The organism is Pseudarthrobacter sp. L19 (genome assembly GCF_050859435.1).
Taxonomy (GTDB): Bacteria; Actinomycetota; Actinomycetes; order Actinomycetales; family Micrococcaceae; genus Arthrobacter.
This window is the reverse complement of the sequence record NZ_CP193935.1, coordinates 1,577,785-1,600,924: the sequence shown is the minus strand read 5'-3', so window position 1 is coordinate 1,600,924 and position 23,140 is coordinate 1,577,785. Positions and strand designations below refer to the sequence as shown.

The 23,140-nt window shown below is 69.9% G+C and carries 15 protein-coding genes and 2 pseudogenes; 7 read left to right on the top strand and 10 right to left on the bottom strand.

The window, feature by feature from the left end; genetic code table 11:
- Positions 1 to 17: 17 nt before the first annotated feature.
- The 3 genes and pseudogenes from ACRQ5B_RS07460 to ACRQ5B_RS07450 form a co-directional block, all read right to left on the bottom strand.
- A complete protein-coding gene (locus tag ACRQ5B_RS07460; protein WP_432398437.1) occupies positions 18 to 1,916 on the bottom strand; it encodes a DEAD/DEAH box helicase in 1,899 nt (632 codons plus the stop codon).
- Between the two features lie 404 nt (positions 1,917 to 2,320).
- Positions 2,321 to 3,800: pseudogene (locus tag ACRQ5B_RS07455) on the bottom strand (MFS transporter).
- Positions 3,801 to 3,809: 9 nt separating this feature from the next.
- Positions 3,810 to 4,841, bottom strand: a complete 1,032-nt coding sequence (locus ACRQ5B_RS07450) for an Lrp/AsnC family transcriptional regulator (RefSeq protein ID WP_432398435.1) — start codon at positions 4,839 to 4,841, stop codon at positions 3,810 to 3,812.
- Between the two features lie 136 nt (positions 4,842 to 4,977).
- On the opposite strand from ACRQ5B_RS07450, the gene ACRQ5B_RS07445 reads away from it, so the two are divergent.
- From ACRQ5B_RS07445 to ACRQ5B_RS07425, 5 genes and pseudogenes are all read left to right on the top strand, one after another.
- A complete protein-coding gene (locus ACRQ5B_RS07445) occupies positions 4,978 to 6,243 on the top strand; it encodes a M20 metallopeptidase family protein (RefSeq protein ID WP_432398433.1) in 1,266 nt (421 codons plus the stop codon).
- Between the two features lie 51 nt (positions 6,244 to 6,294).
- A complete protein-coding gene (locus ACRQ5B_RS07440) occupies positions 6,295 to 7,584 on the top strand; it encodes an MFS transporter (protein WP_432398431.1) in 1,290 nt (429 codons plus the stop codon).
- 127 nt (positions 7,585 to 7,711) lie between these two features.
- Positions 7,712 to 8,635 carry a tRNA (guanosine(46)-N7)-methyltransferase TrmB gene (trmB, locus tag ACRQ5B_RS07435; RefSeq protein WP_432398429.1) on the top strand — a complete coding sequence of 308 codons (924 nt, stop codon included), beginning with the start codon at positions 7,712 to 7,714 and terminating at the stop codon, positions 8,633 to 8,635.
- A gap of 85 nt (positions 8,636 to 8,720) precedes the next feature.
- On the top strand, positions 8,721 to 9,533 hold the full coding sequence (locus ACRQ5B_RS07430; protein WP_432398427.1) for a DUF1206 domain-containing protein: 813 nt from the start codon (positions 8,721 to 8,723) through the stop codon (positions 9,531 to 9,533).
- 107 nt (positions 9,534 to 9,640) lie between these two features.
- A pseudogene (locus tag ACRQ5B_RS07425) lies at positions 9,641 to 13,149 on the top strand (SNF2-related protein).
- A 12-nt stretch (positions 13,150 to 13,161) separates the two neighbouring features.
- On the opposite strand, the gene ACRQ5B_RS07420 reads toward ACRQ5B_RS07425, so the two are convergent.
- The 7 genes from ACRQ5B_RS07420 to ACRQ5B_RS07390 form a co-directional block, all read right to left on the bottom strand.
- Entirely contained in the window at positions 13,162 to 13,560 is a 399-nt protein-coding gene (locus ACRQ5B_RS07420) for a hypothetical protein (protein WP_364134392.1), read from the bottom strand.
- Between the two features lie 286 nt (positions 13,561 to 13,846).
- Positions 13,847 to 14,269 carry a heat shock protein transcriptional repressor HspR gene (locus ACRQ5B_RS07415; protein ID WP_432398425.1) on the bottom strand — a complete coding sequence of 141 codons (423 nt, stop codon included), beginning with the start codon at positions 14,267 to 14,269 and terminating at the stop codon, positions 13,847 to 13,849.
- 10 nt (positions 14,270 to 14,279) lie between these two features.
- Positions 14,280 to 15,248 carry a DnaJ C-terminal domain-containing protein gene (locus ACRQ5B_RS07410; RefSeq protein ID WP_432398423.1) on the bottom strand — a complete coding sequence of 323 codons (969 nt, stop codon included), beginning with the start codon at positions 15,246 to 15,248 and terminating at the stop codon, positions 14,280 to 14,282.
- A gap of 246 nt (positions 15,249 to 15,494) precedes the next feature.
- Entirely contained in the window at positions 15,495 to 16,142 is a 648-nt protein-coding gene (locus tag ACRQ5B_RS07405; protein WP_432398421.1) for a nucleotide exchange factor GrpE, read from the bottom strand.
- 2 nt (positions 16,143 to 16,144) lie between these two features.
- Positions 16,145 to 18,001 carry a molecular chaperone DnaK gene (gene dnaK, locus ACRQ5B_RS07400; RefSeq protein WP_432398419.1) on the bottom strand — a complete coding sequence of 619 codons (1,857 nt, stop codon included), beginning with the start codon at positions 17,999 to 18,001 and terminating at the stop codon, positions 16,145 to 16,147.
- Between the two features lie 376 nt (positions 18,002 to 18,377).
- On the bottom strand, positions 18,378 to 18,809 hold the full coding sequence (locus tag ACRQ5B_RS07395) for a hypothetical protein (protein WP_432398417.1): 432 nt from the start codon (positions 18,807 to 18,809) through the stop codon (positions 18,378 to 18,380).
- 181 nt (positions 18,810 to 18,990) lie between these two features.
- Positions 18,991 to 21,198, bottom strand: a complete 2,208-nt coding sequence (locus ACRQ5B_RS07390; protein WP_432398415.1) for an MMPL family transporter — start codon at positions 21,196 to 21,198, stop codon at positions 18,991 to 18,993.
- A gap of 191 nt (positions 21,199 to 21,389) precedes the next feature.
- On the opposite strand from ACRQ5B_RS07390, the gene ACRQ5B_RS07385 reads away from it, so the two are divergent.
- Both ACRQ5B_RS07385 and ACRQ5B_RS07380 read left to right on the top strand, forming a co-directional pair.
- Positions 21,390 to 21,881 carry a MarR family winged helix-turn-helix transcriptional regulator gene (locus ACRQ5B_RS07385; RefSeq protein ID WP_432398413.1) on the top strand — a complete coding sequence of 164 codons (492 nt, stop codon included), beginning with the start codon at positions 21,390 to 21,392 and terminating at the stop codon, positions 21,879 to 21,881.
- A gap of 9 nt (positions 21,882 to 21,890) precedes the next feature.
- On the top strand, positions 21,891 to 22,706 hold the full coding sequence (locus ACRQ5B_RS07380) for a methyltransferase domain-containing protein (protein WP_432398411.1): 816 nt from the start codon (positions 21,891 to 21,893) through the stop codon (positions 22,704 to 22,706).
- Positions 22,707 to 23,140 lie beyond the last annotated feature (434 nt).

Sequence of the window (23,140 nt, the reverse complement as noted above, 5' to 3'; positions counted from 1 at the left end):
CCCCGAAAGGCGTGGGACTAGCGGCTGCGGCGGTCGTTCGACGCCGGGGCCGACGCGCGGCGGGGACCGCCGCTGCGGGCCGGACGGCCCTCGCCGGAGCGGCCGTTGCCGCCGCCCGCGTAGGAACCGCCGGAGGTGCCGCCGGTGTTGGAGGACCAGACCGGAGCCGAACCGCCGCCGGAGCGACCGCCCGACTTGGCGCCTGCAGCGGCACGCTGGCCGGTGGCCGGACGTCCGCTGCGCTGGCCGCCGGTGGAACCGCCGGTACGCGGGGCGCCGCCCCGGCCCGCGGCCGATCCGCCACGGGGTGCCCCGCCGCGGGAGTCATTCCGGCCCTCGGCTGCACGGCCGTCGGAACCGCGACCGGCGGCCGGACGGCCGCCGGCGGACGGAACATCGTTGTGGTGCGCGTAGGCGGTGGCGCGGCCACGGCCCCGGGCGTTGCGGCGCTCGGAACGCTCGGCGTCGGACCGGTCCTGGTTCTGCTCGGCGATGCGCTCGGCGGCGCTGCGGGCAGCGGCCTGGCCCTCGTAGGCAACGGCGCGGCGCTCGGCACGCGGGAGGTCGGTGCGCGGAGCCTCGGCGGACACCTTGCCGCGTCCACCGCGGCCGCCGCGGCCACCCGCGGTGGGAGCTGCCTGGCGGCGGGCCCGCTTGCGCTCGGCGTTGGCACCGGTGGAGCTGCCACCGCCCTGCTGCGGAGCCCTGGCGGCCAGCAGCGCGGCGCGGGTGCGGGGATCGACCTTCTCAGCAATGTCGCCGACGAGCCCGGCCACGATCGGCGAGCTGGCGGTGACGCGCTCGAAGCTGACGTCCACGCCGGCGGCCTTCATAAGCTTCTTCACGTCGGACTGCTGCTCCGGCAGGGTCAGGGTGACCACGGTGCCGTCGGAACCGGCGCGGGCGGTACGGCCCGAACGGTGCAGGTAGGCCTTGTGCTCGGTGGGCGGGTCCACGTGGATGACGAGTTCGACGTCGTCTACGTGCACGCCGCGGGCGGCGACGTCGGTGGCGACCAGGACGCGGACGTCACCGGAGGAGAACTCGGCGAGGTTGCGGTCACGGGCATTCTGCGACAGGTTGCCATGCAGGTCGACGGCGGGGATGCCGGCGTCGGTCAGGGTCTTGGCCAGCTTGCGGGCGTGGTGCTTGGTGCGCATGAACAGCACGCGGCGGCCGGCGCCGGAGGCGAGCTCCACGATCAGCTGCTTCTTCACGGTCTGGTCGTTGACCACCAGGACGTGGTGCTCCATGGTGGTGACCGCGGCCTGCGGGTCGTCCACGGAGTGAGTCAGAGGGTTGGAGAGGTAGCGCTGGACGATCTTGTCCACGCCGTTGTCCAGGGTGGCGGAGAAGAGCAGGCGCTGGCCCTGGGTGGGGGTCATGTCCATGAGCTTCTTGACCACGGGGAGGAAGCCGAGGTCGGCCATGTGGTCGGCCTCGTCCAGGACGGTGATCTCGACCGACTCGAGGGTCAGGATGCGCTGGCGGATCAGGTCCTCCAGGCGGCCGGGGCAGGCGATGACGATGTCGACGCCGGCGCGGAGGGCCTTTTCCTGGCGGGCCTGGGAGATGCCGCCGTAGATCACGGTGGTGTTCAGGCCGACGGCCTTGGCCAGCGGCTCAACCGTGGCGTTGATCTGGGTTGCCAGCTCGCGGGTGGGGGCAAGGACCAGGGCCATCGGGCGGCCGGGCTTGCGGAAGTGCGCGGCCTCGCGCTCGGCGAGACGGGCCACCAGCGGGATGGCGAAGGCGATGGTCTTGCCGGAGCCGGTGCGGCCGCGGCCCAGGACGTCGCGTCCGGCCAGGGTGTCCGGGAGGGTCTTGACCTGGATGGGGAACGGCTCGGTGATTCCCTGGGCGGTCAGGGTGTCGGCAAGGGCCTTGGGCGTGCCGAGGGCAGCAAAAGTAGTCATAAGTGTCAAAGGTCTTTCAGGCGGTATCCGTGCGGATATCGGCCCCCGGCGCCGGTTGGACCAGGGGTTCGCCGAAGAAAAGTCAGGTGATCGACCGGGCGGTCTGCGGGTAGCCGCTTATTGCCGGGACCAAATGGAACGCGTTCATCGACGCAGGATGTGCCTCTCACATGAAAAAGTCCCACTCCCGCGAGGAGATTCCGAGGAATCCGCGGGCGATCCGGCGGTCTGCCGAGGCTTTCCAGCCGTATCAGGAGTGGGCATCACTGCACATCAAGTTCCCCCAGTCTATCATCCGGGACCCTCCTCCCGTTTCCAGCCCGTCCCGACCGGCCGGCAGGTCCCGTCCCAACTGGCTCGCAGTTGTTGTCGTTTTGGGGTCCCATAACGGCAACAACTGCCAGTCAGTTGGGCGCGCTGCGGCGGGCGACGCGCGGCGCCACCAGGACGCCGGCGACGCCGATCGCGGCGGTGAGCGCGAAGACGCCGGCGAACGGTGCGGCGGCGCCGGCAGGCCCGGCTCCCGCCGTCGTGAACGCCGCGAAGATGATGCCCGTGGTGGCAAGCGAGAGCGCGCCGCCGAGGGAGTCCGAGATGGACATCGCGGAGCTGTTGAAGCCCTCGTTGTCGCGGGTGGAGAGGGCCAGAGTCATGACACTGAGCCGCGCGTACATCAGGCCCATGCCCGCGCCGGCGAACACCCAGCCGGCGATCGCGACGGCGGCGGGCCAGCCGAGGACGGTGGTGACCAGGGCCAGCACGACGGCGACGAGCACCATCGCCGCCCCGATCCGGATGGCGCGCCGGTGTTCCAGCCGCGGACCCAGCCGGCCCTGCACGGCGGACGCGGAGGCCCACGCCACGGCGCCGGCGGTGAGGGTCAGCCCGGCAAAGGTGGGCGCGAAGGCGTACCGCTCCACCAGCAGGTACGGCAGGTACACCTCGGCGCCGAAGAACGCCGCGGAGGCCAGCCCGCGGGTGAGGATGACGCTGGGGAGTCCGCGCCGGGCGGTCAGCGTGCCGCGCGGCATCAGCGGGCGGACGGCCAGCAGCGCGACGGCGACGGCGGCCCCGGCCAGCAGGCCACCGATCCCCGGGAGGGTCGAGGAGAGGTTCAGCCCCAGGACCGCGGCGGCGGCGAGCGCGGCCAGGCCCAGTTTGGCCAGCGCCCCGGGGACGCGGGAGGGCCGGGGGTCCGCCTGGTCCGCCGTGCCGGTTTCCGCCGGCGTGGCCGGTGCAGCCGCTTCATCCAGGGCGGGCTCGTTTTTCGGCAGCCCGCGCAGCGCCGGCGCGGTCAGCAGCAGCGCCGGAACCACCAGGCCCACCACACCCAGGAACACCCACGGCCAGCCCGCCACCTCTGCCACCAGCCCGGCGGTGAACGGGCCCACCAGCGAGGGGGACCACCCACGCGGCGGAGAACGCGGCGAAGATCTTCGGGTGCAGCGGCGGCGGGTAGACCCGGGCCACCACCACGTACAGCGCCACGGTCAGGCCGCCGCCACCGAGACCCTGCACCAGCCGCCCGGCGACCAGGACCGGCATGGAGGCGGCGGTCCCGGCAATCAGCAGCCCCACGACGAACATGCCGACGGCGGAGAGCAGCGGCGCCACCGGCCCCCTCCGGTCGGCCCAGCTGCCGGAGGCCACCATGCCGATCACGCCGGTGGCCAGCGGCCCGGCGAAGGCCAGGGCGTAGAGCCCGGCGCCGTCGAGTTCGCGGCTGACCAGCGGCATGATCGTGGTCACCGCCAGCGATTCGAAGGCCGCCAGGAACACCAGCGCGCAGGCGCCGAGGGTCACCAAAACGTACCGGCGCTGGAAGATGCCGCCGGTCTCCGGCCCTCGGTCCGGGCGGGTTCGCGGGCTGGCGGGGTTCGACATACCTGAAGCCTACGGCGCGAGCCCCTGGGCGGGGACGACGACGGCGCCGCTGGCCCGGGAGTCGGCGTCGAGCATCCACCCCACCCTCTTGACGGTCCGCAGCATCACCACGCTCTCCACGAGCTCGATCCCCGGCACCTTCTGCTGCAGCGCGAGTTCGACCGTCATCACGTCGGCCAGGGACTGCAGCCACATGATGATCACAAAGTTGGTGGGCCCGGTGGTGGAGGCGCTCAGCCGGACGTTGCGCATGGTCTTCAGCTCAGCCGCCGCGGCCTCGTGCTGGCCGGCGGGGACGTTGACGAACCACTGGCACGTGACCGGGAAGGACGAATAGCGCTGGGCCACCTCACAGCGGAAGGACAGCATGCCGCTGGCCAGCACCCGGTTCAGCTGCCGCTGGACCGTGGCCGGGTGACGGCCCAGGCTCCGGGCGATCTCCGCGGCCGTGGCCCGCCCGTCCCGGGCCAGGAACGGCAGCAGCGCCAGGTGGCTCTCCGGCAGTTCGCGCGCGGCGGCCGCGGCCGCTGACGTCGCGGTTCCGGCGTCGGCGCCGGCCAGGGCCCGCACGGCCGCCTGCTGCGCCCGGTCCAGCACGTTGAGCCGCCAGGCGCCGCCGCTGGAATGCAGCCGGGTGCACAGTGCGGTCTCGTACTTGGTCAGGCCCTCGATCTCCTTCAGCCGGGACATCACCTGGTCGCTGAGGTCGTCCAGGGACCGGGTGATGACGGTGAGCATCAGGTTGCGCTTGCTGGCAGCCTCCTCCACGGTCACCACCTCAGGCATCAGGGCCAGTTGCGCGGTGACTTCATCGCGGCGGTGCATCTCGCAGTCGACGGCGATGAAGGCCAGGCACATCTGGTGCGGGTCGCCGATCAGGTGCGCGGTGATCCACGAAACCCCGGATGCCCGCAGCCGGTCCCATCTGGCTGCCAGCGTGGTGGCGTGGACGCCCAGGACCTCCGCGGCGTCGCCCCAGCCCAGCCGCGGCGCCATCTGCAGCACGTTGATCAGCGCCAGGTCATCTTCACTCAGCTCCACGTCCCGCTGCCTCTCCTGCACGAATCCTGTGTTCCACGGCAAAGGATGCATATTTCCTGCCCTTCAGTCCCGTGTGGCGCAGGTCACTCCAGAATAGACCCGAACGCACCACCCCCATCAACCGCCAGGAGAGTTTGTGACCATCACCGACGACGCCCGGGAACTCCAGCCGGAGCTGGCCCGCTTCCGCCACGCCCTGCACCGCGAACCGGAAATCGGCCTGGACCTGCCCCGCACCCAGGAAAAGGTACTGCAGGAACTCGACGGGCTGGGCTATGAGATCACCCTCGGCACGGACACCACCTCCGTCACCGCGGTGCTCCGCGGCCAGGGGAACGACGGCGCTGGAGCCGATGACAGGAGCCGGCCCGCCGTGCTCCTGCGCGCCGACATGGACGGCCTCCCGGTCCAGGAGAAGACCGGCATCGACTACTCCTCCACTGTGGACGGCGCCATGCACGCCTGCGGCCACGACCTGCACACCTCTATGCTGGCCGGCGCCGCCACCCTGCTGGCCGAGCAGCGGCACCGGCTGGCCGGCGACGTCGTCCTGATGTTCCAGCCCGGCGAGGAAGGCTTCGACGGTGCCAGCTACATGATCCGCGAGGGCGTCCTGGACGCCCCGGGCCGGCGCGTGGATGCCGCCTACGGCATGCACGTGTTCTCCGCACTGGAACCGCACGGCACCTTCTGCACCAAGCCCGGCGTGATGCTTAGCTCCTCCGACGGGCTCACCGTCACCGTGCTGGGCGCCGGCGGCCACGGCTCGGCCCCGCACGCGGCCAAGGACCCGGTGACGGTGGCCGCGGAGATGGTCACGGCCCTGCAAGTCATGGTCACCCGCCAGTTCAACATGTTCGACCCGGTGGTCCTCTCCGTGGGCGTGCTCCAGGCCGGCACCAAGCGGAACATCATCCCCGAATCCGCCCGGATCGAGGCGACCGTGCGGACCTTCTCGGAGGAGTCCCGGCAGAAGATGATGGACGCCGTCCCCCGCCTCCTGCGCGGCATCGCGGCGGCCCACGGGCTCGACGTCGACGTCGACTACCAGCAGGAATATCCACTCACCATCACCGACGAGGACGAGACCCGCACTGCGGAAAACGTCATCGGGGACCTCTTCGGCGACGGCCGGCTGGCCCGCTGGGCCACACCGCTGAGCGGCTCCGAGGATTTCTCCCGCGTCCTGGCCGAGGTCCCCGGCACCTTCATCGGCCTCTCCGCCGTCCCGCACGGCGGAGACCACACGACGTCGGCGTTCAACCACTCCCCGTACGCCACGTTCGACGACGCCGTCCTGGCCGACGGCGCCGCGCTCTACGCCGAACTCGCCCTGTCCCGGCTCGCCACCCTCGCGGCCGCCACAGCCACCGCGGCCGCCGTACCCGCCGGCCGCCCCTAACCGGCACCCCCGTCCAGCACCACTCCCACCCAGAACCACCCGGAGATTCCCATGACAGCAACCGTGTCCCAGCCGACGGCTCCCCGGACATCCACCCGCAAGACCCTGATCGGCACCGGCATCGGCAACGCCGTCGAATGGTACGACTGGGCGATCTACGCCACGTTCACCCCGTTCATCGCCAGCCAGCTCTTCAGCAAATCTGACCCCGCCTCGGCGGTGCTCTCCACCCTGGCGATCTTCGCCGTCGGCTTCGTCGCCCGGCCCTTCGGCGGCTTCCTCTTCGGCTGGATCGGCGACCGGATCGGCCGCAAGGCATCCATGACCCTGGCCGTGGGCCTGGCCTCGGTGGGCAGCCTGATGATCGGCATCGCCCCGACCTTCGCCGCGGTGGGCGCCTTCGCGTCCCTGATGCTGCTGGTGGCCCGGCTGGTCCAGGGTCTGGCGCACGGCGGCGAGCTGCCCTCCTCCCAGACCTACCTCTCGGAGATGGCGCCAAAGGAACACCGCGGCTTCTGGGCCACCCTGATCTACACCTCCGGCACGGTCGGCATCCTCTTCGGCACCCTGCTGGGCGCGGTCCTGAACATGGCCCTCTCCACCGAGGCGATGAACGCCTGGGGCTGGCGGGTGCCGTTCCTGATCGGCGCCGCGATGGGCCTCTACGCCCTGATCATGCGGTCCCGGCTGCACGAGACCGACGTCTTCGCCGGTGAGGCGCTGGCCGAGAAGAAGGCCGCGATCTGGCCGCAGATCGTCCGCCACCGGAAGCAGGCCCTGCAGGTGATCGGCCTGACCGTGGGCCTGACGGTCATCTACTACATCTGGGGCGTCGTCGCCCCCAGCTACGCCACCACCGCCCTGAAGATCGACCGCGGCGAGGCGCTCTGGGCCGGCGTCGTGGGCAACATCGTCTTCATCGCCGCGCTGCCGTTCTGGGGCAAGCTCGCGGACCGGATCGGCCGCAAGAAGGTGCTCTGGGCAGGCGCGATCGGCTCGGGCCTGCTGCACTTCCCGATGACCGCCCTGCTGAAGGATTCGGCCTGGCAGCTGGCCGTCAGCATGTCCGTGATGCTGATCTTCATCGCCGCGAGCGCCGCAATCGTCCCGGCCGTGTACGCCGAACTGTTCCCCACCAGCATCCGCACTGTCGGCGTCGGCGTGCCCTACTCGATCTGCGTTGCACTCTTCGGCGGCACCGCCCCGTACCTGCAGCAGTGGCTGGGCACCAGCCTGCAGTCCCCGCAGCTGTTCAACGTCTACGCCGTGGCGCTGCTGGCCGTCTCCGCCCTGTTCGTCTTCACCATCCCGGAGACCAAGGGCAAGGACCTCACCGTCTGACCGGGACCCGGCGCCGCCGGAAACCCCCGGTATCTCCCAACTGACTCGCAGCTGAGGCCGTTATGAGCGCTCATAACGGCCTCAGCTGCGAGTCAGTTGGGTGCGGGGCTCCACTATTCTGGAGGGGATGAGTGAAACCCCAGAATCCCCGCAGCCGGCGCCTTCCCCGCGCCCGGTAACCCCCGGCAGCCAGGCCTCCTTCGGCACCTACGGCGGCCGCCCGGTGAGCTTCGTGCGCCGCGGCACCCGGCTGCAGGGCCGCCGCCAGGCCGCCTGGGACGAGCATTCTGACCGCTGGGCCGTGGACGTGCCCCGGCACATCGCCAACACCTCCGTCCACCCGGAATACGTCTTCGACGCCGAGGCCGAGTTCGGCCGCCAGGCCCCGCTGATCGTGGAGATCGGCTCCGGCCTGGGCGACGCGGTCTGCCACGCGGCCGAACAGAACCCGGACACCGACTTCCTGGCCGTGGAGGTCTACACCCCCGGCCTGGCCAACACCCTGATCAAGATCAACAGCCGCGGCCTGACCAACGTCCGTGTAGTGGAGGCCAACGCCCCCGAGGTCCTGGCCAGCATGCTCCCCGCCGGCTCCGTCACCGAACTCTGGGTCTTCTTCCCGGACCCATGGCACAAGTCCCGGCACCACAAGCGCCGCCTGATCCAGCCGGCGTTCGCGGAACTCGCCGCCCGGGCCCTCAAGCCCGGCGGCATCTTCCGGATCGCCACCGACTGGTCCAACTACGCCGTCCACGTCCGGGAGGTCATGGCCGGCGCTGACGACTTCGAAAACCTGCACGAGGGCGAACGCAGCGGCCCGGACAGCCCGCTGACCCAGGTCTGGGAATCCGGCGTGGAGTCCGTGGTGGGCGGTGCCCCGGTCAAGGAAGGCCGCGCCCCGGTCAGCACCGAGCACACCGGCCCCAACGAGGGCGTCGACGACGTCGGCGGCTGGGCGCCGCGGTTCGACGGCCGGATCCTGACCAGCTTCGAGAACAAGGCCCACGAGGCCGGCCGGCTGATCTTCGACCTCAGCTACCGGCGCCGCTGATCCGGGCCCATCGCCTGCGGCGGCGGGGGCCGTCCGCGTGGCAGGATTACGGCAAAGCTCAACAGTGCAAGGACGGACCAGCAGCATGGAATTGAAAGACGCGGCAGAAGTTGCGGAGGATGTCACCAACTCCCGGCCGCTCGAAATCGCGGCCCGGGCGGGGTTCGCCGTCTCCGGGCTGCTGCACTTCCTGATCGGCCTGGTCGCGATCCGGCTCGCGATGGGCGGCCAGGGCCAAGCGGACGTCAGCGGCGCGGTGGCCGAGATGGCCCAGCAGCCCGTCGGACCGTACCTGCTCTGGAGCGCGTTCGCCGCGTGCGTGGCCCTGGCCATCTGGCAGACCAGCGACGCGGTGTTCGACTTCGAGCACCTCGAGACGAAGAAGAAGGTCGCCAAGAAGCTCAAGGCCGCCCTGCAGGCCGTCGTCTACACCGGCTTCGCGCTGACCCTCGCGTCGGTGGCCATGGGCGCGCACGCCGACCACCGCCAGTCCACCAGCGACCTGACCCTGCACCTGATGGCCACCCCCGGCGGGACCCTGCTGCTGATCCTGATCGGCGTCGCCGTCGCCGTCACCGGCGTCGTCTACGCCATCCGCGGCTTCCGAAAATCCTTTGTGAAGTACCTGCGCATGCCCGCCAACGAGCACGCCAGCCTGGCCGTGAAGGTCACCGGGATCATCGGCTACGCGGCCAAGGGCGTGGCCCTGCTGCTGACCGGGATGCTGATCGTGATTGCCACCATCAAGGCGGACCCGGACGAATCGACCGGGCTCGACGGCGGCCTCAAAGCCCTGCGTGACCAACCGATGGGCATGTACATGCTCGCCGCCGTCGGCGCCGGACTGATCTGCTACGGCATCTTCATGGCCGTCCGCTCCCGCCTGACGCGGATGTAGCCGGTCCCCGCCCCGGCCCGATGCCCGGGCGGCAGCAGTCGCGGTCCGGGGTCACCGCCGGCTGGCTAAGATGGATCAGATGACCAACTGCCGAAAGTAGTGCCTCCATGCCCTCGAATCCGGATGAGAATGCGGCACTGGCGATCCAGACCCCCGCAATCAACGACCGCTCCCTCGCGGCCGGGCTCGCCTACGCCATGGGGAGCCGCGTCTCCGGGATTTCCTTCGACGCCGCCACCGGGCTGATGCTGGGCAAGGTACGCGGCGGGTCCGACGTGCCGTATTCGACGACGGCGAAGCTGGTGCGGAAGGGCGGCGGCTGGAGCTGCACCGTGGGAGTCTGCAGCTGCCCGGTCCGCAAGGACTGCAAGCACGTCGCGGCCCTGCTCTTCGCCGCGGAGGACAACCCTGCCACCCGCGTGCAGCTGCTGGCCCCGGCCGAGACGTCCCGGCTCTCCCGGCAGCCGGCCCCCGTGGACCTGCCCGACTGGGAGCAGGCGCTCAGCCCGCTGCTCTCCCGGCAGGCGTCCACGCAGCCCTCCGCCGGCGTACCTCTGGCGCTGCAGTTCGAGATCGAGGAACCGGCGCCGCACTTCTCCTACACCGGCCGCCGGGATCCGCTGCGCAGCGTCCGCCAGCTCAAGGCCCGGCCCGTCATCATGGGCGCGAAGGGCAAGTGGATCCGCGGCGACGTCTCGTGGAGCACCCTGAGCTACCTGAACTACCGCCGGGAGTCCAACGAGGCCCACGTGGAGTGGATGCTGGAGTTCCTGGCCTCGCACACCTCCGTGGCGAACCGCCAGCACGCCGGGACCGGGCTCTGGCTGGGCCTGAACACCTACGCCGGCCGGAACCTGTGGAGCCTGCTGGAGGAGTCCCGCAAGATCGGCCTGGCCCTGGTCCACGGCAAGGCGGACGACCCCGTGCACCTGGCGGCCAGCCCCGCCGCCGTCGGCCTCAACCTCACCCGCTTCGGCACCCCCGCCGCCGCCGGCGGTGATGACCGCGCTGACAGCGCCGCCGGAACCGGCGCCGACGACGGCGGCGGCAACAGCGGACTCGCCCTCGCGCCCACCATCACCGTCGAGGGCACCGAGATGGACCCGGCGGCGGTGGGCACCATCGGCCGCCCCGCGCACGGCATCTTCGTCACCGGGGACGCGGGAACCCTCCCGGGCCTGGCACCCGAGGGCGCCACGATCACGCTCGCCCCGCTCGAGGCCGGGCTGAGCGAGGAACTGCTGGCGTTCGTCACCGCCGGCACCACGCTGCACATCCCGTCCCGGGACGAGACCCGCTTCCTCACCGGCTTCTACCCGAAGCTGAAGCAGACCGCCCGGGTCACCGCCTCGGACGAGTCGGTGGAGCTGCCGACGCTGGCCGTCCCCACGCTGTCGCTGCTGGCAAACTACGGCGCGGACCACCGGGTCCGGCTGCACTGGGAGTGGCACTACACCTCCGGCACCCTGGTCACCGCGCAGCCGCTCTGGCGCCACCCCGGCGACCACGGCTACCGGGACGACACCGCCGAGGCGCGCATCCTCGAAACCGTGGGCCAGCCCTGGGAGGTGGTGCCCAAGCTCGGCGAATCGGCCACCGGCGGCTGGGGCACGCCCCGGCTCGCGGATTCCGCCGAGCTCAGCGGCCTGGACACCCTGGCGTTCACCGAGGAGGTCCTCCCCGGCTGCGCCAGCTGGCCGAGGTCACCGTGGACACCGCCGGCGAGATCGCCGACTACCGCGAGGCGGAGGAGGCCCCGGTGGTCTCCATCTCCACCAAGGCCACCGAGCAGCGGGACTGGTTCGACCTGGGCATCCAGATCTCGCTGGAGGGCCAGCCGGTATCCTTCGCCGCCGTCTTCTCCGCCCTCGCCGCCGGCCAGACGAAGATGCTGCTGCCCAGCGGCGCCTACTTCTCTCTGGACCTGCCCGAGCTGCACCAGCTGCGCGCCCTGATCGAGGAGGCCAGGGAGCTGCAGGACAACAAGGACGCCCCGCTCCAGATCAGCCGCTTCCAGGCCGGGCTCTGGGACGAGCTGGCGCAGCTGGGGATCGTGGACGAACAGGCCTCCGCCTGGCGGGACGCCGTCGGCGGCCTGCTGGAGGGCGGCGTGAAGGGCCTGCCGTTGCCGGACACCCTGGACGCGGAGCTGCGGCCCTACCAGCTGGAGGGCTTCAACTGGCTGAGCTTCCTCTACCGCCACGGCCTGGGCGGGGTGCTGGCCGACGACATGGGCCTGGGCAAGACCGTGCAGACGCTCGCGCTGATCTGCGCGGCGAAGATCGCGGCGGCGGAGGTGGCTTCTGCTGCGGCGGCGGCTTCTGTTCCGGCTGACGGCGGCGACGACGCCGGGGCGCCGGGTGCGGCGGCGGGCGGCGCCCCGTTCCTGGTGGTGGCACCCACGTCCGTGGTGGGCAACTGGCTGGCCGAGACCGCCCGGTTTGCACCCGGGCTGACCGTGCGGGCCATCGGCGAGACCTTCGCCAAGAGCGGCTCCGACCCTGCCGACGCCCTGGCCGGCGCCGACGTCGTCATCACCTCCTACGCGCTCTTCCGCATCGACTACGACGCGTACGCGTCCCGCCGCTGGGCCGGCCTGGTGCTGGACGAGGCGCAGTTCGTGAAGAACCACCAGTCCAAGGCCTACCAGTGCGCCCGGAAGCTGCCCGCGGACTTCAAGCTGGCGGTGACCGGCACGCCGCTGGAGAACAACCTGATGGAGTTCTGGGCGCTGACCTCGATCGTGGCGCCCGGGCTGTTCGCCAGTCCCAAGCGCTTCGCGGAGAACTACCAGCGGCCGGTGGAGAAGAACGGGGACCGGGCACGGCTGGACAAGCTGCGCCGCCGGGTCCGTCCGCTGATGCTGCGCCGCACCAAGGAACAGGTGATCCGGGACCTGCCGCCCAAGCAGGAACAGATCCTGGAGGTGGTGCTGAATCCGCGGCACCAGAAGGTCTACCAGACCCACCTGCAGCGCGAACGGCAGAAGATCCTGGGCCTGATCGAGGACGTGAACAAGAACCGTTTCACGATCTTCCAGTCGCTGACCCTGCTCCGGCAGCTCAGCCTGGACCCGTCCCTGATCGACCCGTCCCTTTCCGGAATCCGCGCCAGCAAGCTGGACGTGCTCTTCGAACAGCTTCAGGATCTCGTGGCGGAGGGCCACAGGGCGCTGATCTTCAGCCAGTTCACCGGTTTCCTCGGCAAGGTTCGGGAGCGGCTGATCGAGGAGAACATCGAGTTCTGCTACCTCGACGGCAGCACCCGCAACCGCGCGGACGTGGTCAGCGAGTTCAAGAACGGCGCCGCCCCGGTGTTCCTGATCAGCCTCAAGGCCGGCGGCTTCGGCCTGAACCTGACCGAGGCGGACTACGTATTCCTGCTGGACCCGTGGTGGAACCCGGCGTCCGAGGCGCAGGCCGTGGACAGGACACACCGGATCGGCCAGGCCCGGAACGTGATGGTCTACCGGCTGGTGGCCAAGGACACGATCGAGGAAAAGGTCATGGCCTTGAAGGCGAAGAAGTCCCAGCTGTTCGCCGACGTGGTGGAGGGCGACGCGCTGGCCGGCGGTGCGCTGACGGCGGAGGACCTGGCCGGGCTCTTCGACGACTAGCCGGAGCGGGCCTCAGGCGGCGGCCGGGGCGGTGACCCGCCCGGTGGCCAGCCGCCGCTGGAACCAGCGGCGGAGCTGTTTGCCCTTGCCCTTCCACCAGCTGTCCTCGTCCGGGTCCGTGTGCCAGCGGAAGATCACCGTCACGAGGACGAAGACGCCGCCGGCGGTCTGCGCCCACGCCCCGGATGCCGCGTAGACCAGCACCGCCAGGCTCAGCGCCAGGATCGACGGCGGGACGAGGGTCAGGAAGACGGTGTTGGCCAGGTAGCGGCGTTGAGAGCGCGGTACCGAGACGGCCCGGACCATGTCGGTGCAGACGCACACGACGACGATCGTCTGGCCGAAGGTGAGCAGCAGCAGGCCGGGCAGGGAGTTGCCGAAGAGGGCCAGGGCGTTCAGTCCGGAGTTCATGGCCGGCCCGCGCTTAGTGCGGACGCCGGCGCCGTCAAAGGCGTGCGTCGGGAAGTGGTGGAATCCCCTAAACCACGGGTGAGTTCATTCATCGGTGCTGCCCCCCGGCTTGTGCACGTGACCGGCCCGCCCGAGGGCGTCGACCGGTGGCGGCAGTGCGCCGCCGAGACCATCTAACCGGGAGGTAAAGCGGCCCGTCAGGGGGTCGCGGTACTCGACTTTGCGGTTTCACCACCCGTCTTTGCGGGCGGCTACTCAGTCCCGCCGGGTGGACTACTTAGGCGGGTCAGGAGTTGTCGCGGGGACGCCAGACGACGAGGGCCTGGGAGCGGGGGCGCGGCCGCTGGCCGCGGGCGAGGGTGACAACCTCGCCCGCAGCACCGGCGGCGAAAATCCTGGAATCCAGCGGCTGCCGGCGGCGGCTGAGCTCCTCGGTAAGTTCGGAGACCCGGTGCTGCAGGGCCGCGACCTGGTTCTCCAGCTGCAGGATCCGCTTGATGCCTTCGAGCGAGACGCCCTCCTGGGAGAGCCGCTGTACCTCGCGGAGCATGTTCACGTCCCGCTGCGAGTACCGGCGGGACTTCCCGGGGGCGCGGCTGGGCGAGACGATGCCAAGCCGGTCATACTGGCGCAGCGTCTGCGGGTGCATGTCCGCCAGTTCAGCGGCGACCGAGATGACGAAGATCGGCTGGTCGAACTCGATGTCCATGGCTGGACTCCTACAGCCGGGCCTTGGCTGCCAGGCCTGCCCGGACGTCCTCGCCGGCGGTGGCCGCGGCGAACGCCTTAACGGCGTCCTCGGCTTCCTTGGTCAGCTTCTTGGGAACGGCGACGTCGATGGTGACGAGCAGGTCGCCGGTGGCCTTGCTGTGTTTGACGCCGCGGCCCTTGACCCGGAGCGTCCGGCCGGTGGGGGTGCCCGCGGGAACCCGGACCCGGACCTTGTCGCCATCGAGCGTCGGAACCTCGATGTCCGCGCCCAGGGCAGCTTCGGGGAAGGTGACGGGGACGTGGATGCGCAGGTTGTCGCCGTCGCGGGTGTAGAAATCGTGCGGCTTGACCGAGACGGTAACCATCAGGTCGCCGTTGCCGGCGGGGCTGTACTGGCCCTTGCCGCGGACCCGGACCTTCTGGCCATCCTTGATGCCGGCGGGGATCCGCACGTCGATGACCTCGCCGTCGGGTTCGCGCAGGCCGATGGTGGTGCCGCGGATGGAACCGGCGAAGGAGATGCTGGTCGACGCGGTGCGGTCGGCGCCCTTCTGCGGGCCGCGCTGGAAGGACTGGCCGCCGCCGCCGAACAGGTCGGCGAATTCGGGCGGGATACCGCCTGCGGTGCTGTAGCCGCCGGAGTGGCGGCCGCCGCCGCCGGTGAACAGGCCGCCGAAGAGGTCCTCGAAGCCCGCCCCGCCGCCGGGCTGGCCCGCGCCGCCGGGGGCAAACCGGGCGCCGCCGCCCATCGCACGGATGGCGTCGTACTGCTGGCGCTCGTCGGCGTCGGAGAGCACGGAGTAGGCCTCGGAGATGTCCTTGAACTTCTTCTCCGAAGCGGTATCCCCGGCGTTGGTATCCGGGTGGTGCTGCCGGGCGAGCTTCCGGTAGGCCTTCTTAATGTCGGCGTCGGAAGCGTCCTTGGCGACACCAAGGATCTTGTAAAAGTCCTTGTCGACCCAGTCCTGGCTGGCCACTGGCGTTTCCTTTCAAAAGTCGTGCAGAGTGCGCTTCGCAGACGATGGGCCCCCGCCCCTTCGCCGGGTGGCTGGGGATCTGCGATCCCCAGCCACCCGGCTTCGACAGGCCCGATGCCACTCCCGGGGCCCATCGTCTGCTGCGCGCAGTATGTCCACTCACCTTAGGCGAGAAGACCGCGGGCGCGGAGGGCGGAGCGGATGAGAGGGCGGGGCCCCCTCATCCGCGAAGGCGCGGTGGTGACGCTACGCCGGGACGGACACGATCACCTGGGCGGCGCGCAGGACCCGGTCGCCGGACTTGTAGCCCGAGCGAAGGACCTGGCTGACCGTGTCGGTTTCGACGTCGGCACCGGGCTGCTGGATGAGGGCCTCGTGGATCGTGGGGTCGAACTCCACACCGGTCTCATCGATGCGCACCAGACCGTAGGTCTTGAGCGCGTTCTCCAGCTTCGCGGCGATCGCGGCGAACGGGCCGTCGGCCAGGTCGCCGTGCTGCCGGGCGGCGTCGACGTCGTCCAGCACCGGGAGCAGGGAGTTCAGGACGCCGATGACGGCCATCTCCCCTGCCACGGCGCGGTCGCGTTCGACGCGCTTGCGGTAGTTGACGTACTCGGCCTGCAGGCGGCGGAGGTCGTTCTTCAGTTCCTCCGCTTCCCCTGCGTTGACGCCCTGCGCCACGGAGTCCGCGGCCGGGACGTCCACGCTGTTGAGGATGTCCTCGGCCTGGGACAGGGCGTCCCCGGATCCGGACTCCGCCGCAGCCTGTTCCTGGTCAGGGTGCCGGGCCTGGCCGGTCTTCGGATCAACCTTGCGGTTGTCGTGGACCACCGGCTTCTGGCTCTCGTCCGGGCCCTCGCCGGCGTGCTCTGCTTCGTTACCGTGGTGCGGCATGATTACTTCTTCTCGTCTTCGTCAACGATCTCGGCGTCGACGATGTCCTCGTCGGACGCCTTCTCGCCGGCCGGGGCACCTTCGGCACCGGCGGCACCCTCAGCGGCACCAGCCTGGGCGTAGATGGCCTCGCCGAGCTTGGTCTGGGAAGCCTGCAGCTTCTCAAACGCGGTCTTGACGGCGGCGTCGTCCGTGCCCTCAAGCGCCTTCTTCAGCTCGTCGACGTCGGCCTGGACCTCGGTCTTGACCTCTTCGGGCAGCTTGTCCGCGTTGTCGGCGATCAGCTTGTCCACGGAGTAGGCGAGCTGCTCGGCGGTGTTGCGGGTGTCGGTCGCCTCGCGGCGGGCCTTGTCCTCGGCTGCGTGCTCCTCGGCGTCACGGACCATGCGGTCGATGTCTTCCTTGGAGAGGCTGGAACCGCCGGTGATGGTCATCGACTGTTCCTTGCCGGTGCCCTTGTCCTTGGCGGAGACGTGGACGATGCCGTTGGCGTCGATGTCGAAGGTGACCTCAACCTGCGGCACACCGCGCGGGGCCGGGGCGATGCCGGTCAGTTCGAACGTGCCCAGCGGCTTGTTGTCGCGGGTGAATTCACGCTCGCCCTGGAAGACCTGGATGGCCACGGACGGCTGGTTGTCATCCGCGGTGGTGAAGGTCTCGGACCGCTTGGTGGGGATGGCGGTGTTGCGCTCGATCAGGTGCGTCATGACGCCGCCCTTGGTTTCGATACCGAGGGAGAGCGGGGTGACGTCGATCAGCAGCACGTCCTTGCGTTCGCCCTTGAGGACGCCGGCCTGCAGGGCGGCGCCGACGGCGACGACCTCGTCCGGGTTGACGCCCTTGTTGGGCTCCTTGCCGCCGGCCAGTTCCTTGACCAGCTCGGAGACGGCGGGCATACGGGTGGAGCCGCCGACGAGCACGATGTGGTCGATGTCGGAGAGCTTGATGCCGGCTTCCTTGATGACGTCCTGGAACGGCTTCTTGGTGCGCTCCAGCAGGTCCTTGGTCAGGTCCTGGAACTTGGCGCGGGTCAGCTGCTCGTCCAGGTGGACCGGACCGTCGGGGGTGACGGAGAGGTACTGGAGGGAGACGTTGGTGCTGGAGGAGGAAGAGAGTTCCTTCTTGGCCTGCTCGGCAGCCTCGCGGAGACGCTGCAGGGCAATCTTGTCCTTGGAGAGGTCGATGCCCTTGACCTTGAGCTGGTTCAGCAGGTAGTCAACGACGCGCTGGTCCCAGTCGTCGCCGCCCAGGCGGTTGTCACCGGCGGTGGCGCGGACCTGGATGGTGGAGAAGTCGTCCTCGTCCTTGCCCACTTCGAGCAGGGAGACGTCGAAGGTGCCGCCGCCGAGGTCGAAGACGAGGATGAGTTCGTCTTCCTTGCCCTTGTCCAGGCCGTAGGCCAGGGCGGCCGCGGTGGGCTCGTTGACGATGCGCAGGACCTTCAGGCCGGCGATCTCGCCGGCTTCCTTGGTGGCCTGGCGCTCGGCGTCGTTGAAGTAGGCCGGGACGGTGATGACCGCGTCGGTGACCTTTTCGCCCAGGTAGGACTCGGCGTCGTTCTTGAGCTTCATGAGGATACGGGCGGAGATTTCCTGCGCCGTGTACTTCTTGTCATCGATGCCCATGGTCCAGTCGGTGCCCATGTGGCGCTTGACCGAGGAGATGGTGCGGTCGATGTTGTTGACGGCCTGGCGCTTGGCGATTTCGCCGACCAGGACCTCGCCGGACTTGGAGAACGCAACGACCGACGGCGTGGTGCGGCCACCCTCGGCGTTGGCAATGACGGTGGGCTCGCCACCTTCGAGAACGGAAACAACGGAGTTGGTGGTTCCGAGGTCAATACCTACTGCTCGTGACATGTGTGGCTTCCTTCTTCCTTGGAAACGTGCTGCCCCCGGCCATCGGGCGGAGGCCCGGCGACCGGGAGTAAACCCGGGATCGAGCCCGTCGATTGTCGAGGCGCGCCCACTTGTTGAGCGCTCTGCACTCAAGTCTACGCAGGCTCATTCCGATGTCAATCCAAAGTTGAGCCTCATCCGCTCAACTTTGGCTGGCGGTACCGTTTTCGAGCACGACGGCGGCGCTGATGTCGGCGGTTTTGCTCCGCCCAACCCCGGGATTCCGCGGATTTCGGCGCCGCTGCGATTTCCGCTGTGCGCAGGGCGAGTGCCCCGGCGGCCGTTTCGCTCTGCGAGAACGGCCCCGCCGGGCCCGCATAAAAGTCCTTCTGCGCGCTTAGCGCCCGGTTCCGTCGTCGCGACGTTCGCTGCCGCGGTGTTCGTTGAGGCGGGGCGCCTCGCCGGCCGCGAGGTGGCCGGTGGCGCCCGCGGCGCCGTAGTCGCCCTCCTCGTATTCGCCCTCGTCGCCGGCGACGGCGTCCGGGCCCGTGGCGCCGGCCTTGCCGTAGTCGCCCTCCGGGTAGTCGCCTTCCTCGGCGCCGACCGCGGAGCCGGTGGCGACGCCGGCCTTGCCGTAGTCACCCTCGGCGTATTCGCCCTCCGGGGCGCCGGCCGGGTTCTCCCCGGTCACGCCGGCGTTGCCGTAGTCGCCCTCGACGTACTGGCCGGCGTCGGCCTCGAGGCCCGCCTCCTCGCCGGTCGGGGCGGCTGCATCATGCCGCGCTTCTTCTGCTGCCGTTCGATCAAACTCACCGTGATTGTCAGACATGGATGGATCCCTCCTGCAGGCGTGCGCGCCCGCTCGGGCGCAGGGGCAGTCTATCGAGGGACCCCGGGCGGCGACAGGGCCGTTTCCCTGCGCTTGGACGCCCCTTAACGAGGCAGCCGCCGCCACGGTTGCCTGGTGGGGGAACCAGGTCCGGTGACGGCGGCTGCGGCCGGGGAAGGTCTTAGCGGACTCCCGCCTCCGCGGCTTCCGGCTCGGGCTGTGAAACCTGGGCCCGTGCCGCACGGTCGGTTTCTGCCCGGCCCAGCTTGCTGGGCCACCAGATCCGGTGGCCCAGGTCGTAGGCCAGGGCCGGGACCAGCAGGGACCGGACCAGGACCGTGTCCAGCAGCACGCCGAACGCCACGATGAAGGCCAGCTGCACCAGGAACATGATGGGGATGACGCCCAGGGCGGCGAAGGTGGCGGCCAGGACCACGCCGGCGGAGGTGATCACGCCGCCGGTGACGCCCAGACCGCGCAGGATGCCCGGCCGGGTCCCGTGCTTGATGGATTCCTCGCGGACCCGGCTCATCAGGAAGATGTTGTAGTCCACGCCCAGGGCCACGAGGAACACGAAGCCGAACAGCGGGACGGTGGCGTCCGCCCCCGGGAAGCCGAAGACGTGGTTGAACACGACTGCGGAGACACCCATCGCGGCACCGTAGGAGAGGACCACCGAGGCCACCAGCAGCACCGGCGCCAGGACGGAGCGGAGCAGCAGCATCAGAATGACCAGGATGACACCCAGGACCACCGGGATGATGGTGACGAGGTCGCGCTGGGCCGTGGTGTTGGTATCCAGCGCCGTGGCCGTCACCCCGCCGACGAGCGCGCCGCTGTCGATGGTCTTGAGCTCCTTGCGGAGTTCGACGACGACGTTCTCGGCCTCGTTGGAGTCGGCGGCGTCGTTCAGGGTGGCGTTGATCAGGACCCGGCCGTCGCGGACCGCGGGTTCGGTGGCGGCACCGGGGGCGCCGGGGATGACGGGGGCGCCGCCGTCGGCCACCAGGTACGCATCACCCACGCCGTCCGTGGCCTTGGTCTTGGCCAGCACGTCCTGGGCCTTGGCCTGGTCGGTGACGATCACGGCGGGGCTGCCGCTGCCGGCGTCGAAGTGGCGCGCCAGAGCCTTCTGGCCGTCCACCGCATTCGAGGCGGAGAGGATGACGGCGGTCTGCGGGACGCCGTTGGCCTTGAGCTGGAGCACACCCGCGGCGGCGACCACCAGCAGCAGGACCGAGGCCACCCAGACGATGCGCGGCCGGCGGGAAACCAGCGAGCCGGTGGCCCGCCACAGGCCCTTCTGGCCCTCGAGTCCGGTGACGAATTCCGGCTCGCGCTCCTCCTCGGGGAGCACCTTGGGCCGGAACGGCCAGAATGCGGCGCGGCCCAGCAGCGCCATCATGGCCGGCAGCAGGGTGAGCGCGGCGAAGAGCGAGCAGAGGATGCCGGCGGCCGCCACCGGGCCCAGCGCCTTGTTCGAGTTCAGGTCGGAGAAGAGCAGGCAGAGCAGAGCGATGATCACAGTGGCGCCGGAGGCCAGGATCGGCTCCCACGCGGCCTTCCACGCGGTGAGCGCGGCGGCGGTGCGGTTGGTGGTGTGCGTCAGGGCCTCGCGGAACCGTGCCACGTAGAGCAGGGCGTAGTCGGTGGCGGCGCCGATCACCAGGATGGACAGGATGCCCTGGCTCTGGCCGTTGAGCTGGATCCAGCCCAGCTTGGCCATGCCGAAGACCAGCAGGATGGCGGCGCAGAGGGCGAACACGGACGTGAACAGCACCGCGATGGGCAGCAACAGGGACCGGTAGACCACCAGGAGGATCACGAACACGGCCCCTAGCGCCACGAGCAGGAGGATGCCGTCGATGCCGGCGAATGCGCCGACCAGGTCAGCCGTGAGGCCCGCCGGGCCGGTGACGAAGGTCTGCATGCCCTCAGGAGCGGAGGCCTTGACCTCGTCGCGGACCTCCTTGATGACGTTCTTGACCTCGTCGGAGGAGGCGATGGGGACCACGAACTGCACGGCCTTCGCATCCTTGGAGGGGATCGGCCCGATCACGCTGCTGCCGGCCTTGAGCTCCTCGAGTTTGCCCTTGAGTGCGGCGGCCTGGCCCAGCTGGGCGGGGGTGAACGCGGCGTCGCTTTCGATCACGACGACGGCGGGGATCTCCTTGGAGTCGCGGAACTTGGCCTGCCAGTCCTGCGCTTCCGTGGCCTCGGCGCCGGCCGGGAGGAAGGAGGCCTGGTCGTTGGAGGAGACTTCGCTCAGCCGGCCGAAGGTGGGGCCGCCGATGCCGGCGATGGCCAGCCACGTGACCACCAGCAGGACGGGCACCAGCCAGCGGAGCCAGAACGGTACACGGGTCGAGTTTTGCCGCTTGGTTTTCATGGCGTCCTTCTCTGGGGGCGGTACGGAGTAGACTTCAGTAAATCATAGATTATCTCCATGATGGATATAAGTGTCTGGCTAGATAAATCGGGATGGTTTTCCTGCCAGGGATCCGCCCAGTCCCCTGGAGTAAACTCCGTGGGGCGCCAGGTGCGCCGGGGGGACGAATCGTACGAGGAGGTGAGCGGACAGTGTCAGCAGATGTTCCACCGCAGGGCGGCCCCGGGGAGCCGTCGCCGCTGGTCCGGCTGCTCCAGGAGTTCAGCCTCGAGGCCAACCGCTACGTCGACGCCGCCGGCGCCCGGAACGACATGCACCGGACGGACCTCAACGCCCTGTCCGTGATCATGGAGCACACCGCCAAGAACCAGGTGGTCACGCCCGGGGTGCTGCGCCGGGAACTGCATCTCAGCTCCCCCGCCACCACAGCGCTCATCGACCGGCTGGACCGCTCCGGCCACGTGGTGCGGGAACGCGAGGGCACGGACCGCCGGCAGGTCCAGTTGAGGATGACGGCCAAGGCCTTCGACGACGGCGGCGCCATGTTCCTGCCGCTGGCCCGCCACATGGGGGCCGCAATGGAACGCTTCACCCCGGAGGAACTGGAGGTGGCCACCCGGTTCCTGACCGCGATGATCTCCGCCACGGTCCGGGCAGGCGAGGAAGCGGCCGGAAGCGCGTAGCCTGTGGCCATGAGCGCCGAACAGCCCGAGGATGTCTACACACACGGCCACCACGAATCCGTGGTCCGCGCCCACGCGTCGCGCACGGCGGAGAACTCCGCGGCATTCGTACTCCCGCACCTGACCCCGGGCGTTTCTGTGCTCGACGTCGGCTGCGGCCCGGGCAGCATCACGTGCGACTTCGCCGCCCTGGTGGCTCCCGGGGAGGTGACCGGGCTGGACCGCTCGGCCGAGGTGATCGCCCACGCCTCCGCGCTGGCCGCCGAACGCGGCACCGCCAACGCCCGGTTCGTGGCCGGCAACCTCTACGACCTGGACTTCGAGGACGAAAGCTTCGACGTCGTCCACGCCCACCAGGTCCTGCAGCACCTCACCGACCCGGTGGCCGCGCTGCGGGAAATGCGGAGGGTGGCCAAGGCAGGGGGCATCGTCGCCGCCCGCGACGCCGATTTCCACGGCATGAGCTGGTACCCGGCCGTCCCGGAACTCGACGAATGGATGGAGCTGTACCAGCGGATCGCCCGCAAGAACGGCGCGGAACCGGACGCGGGGCGGCGGCTGGTGTCCTGGGCGCAGTCCGCGGGCTTCACCGACGTCGCGCCCTCCAGCAGCAACTGGCTCTACGCCACCGGCCAGACCCGGCGCTGGCAGGCCCGGGTCTGGGGCGAACGGGTGCTGCATTCCTCCTTCGCGGAGCAGGCCGTCGAGTACGGCTTCGCCACTCCGGCGGATCTGGCCCGGATCTCCGCGGGCTGGCACCGCTGGGGATCCACCGACGACGGCTGGTTCCTGATCCCCAACGGCGAGATCATCGCCCGCGCCTGAGGTCGCGCCCACTCCAGACGGGGTCCGCGCCAACAACCGAGTTCGTGGCCGCCGACCGCTAACGAACGATCGGCAAAGTTCTCGTCGTATTAAGACCTGTAGCCCTCAATGCCAGTCACCCGTCTCATTACCCTAGGGTTTTGAGACAACGAGGTTATGAGACTTTGGCGGGTTCACTGACCTATGGACTGATGCCGTGCCGAACCGCGCGCCCGCCAGCGTCGCTGACGGCCAATTCGGGGCATTTCCGCCGTGTCCCCAGTAGGCTCGGGGCGTGTCACTACTCGGGGGAAGAATGACGTAGTCACGTTCGGCTACGCTGCTGCTGGTTTGGGCTTGCATTCTTCCGGGCCTGTCAGGTTGTGAATATGCCGATGATGGCCCAAGTCCGGCCGCAACGCCTTCGAGGACAACCCGGCCAGCCTCATCGCGGC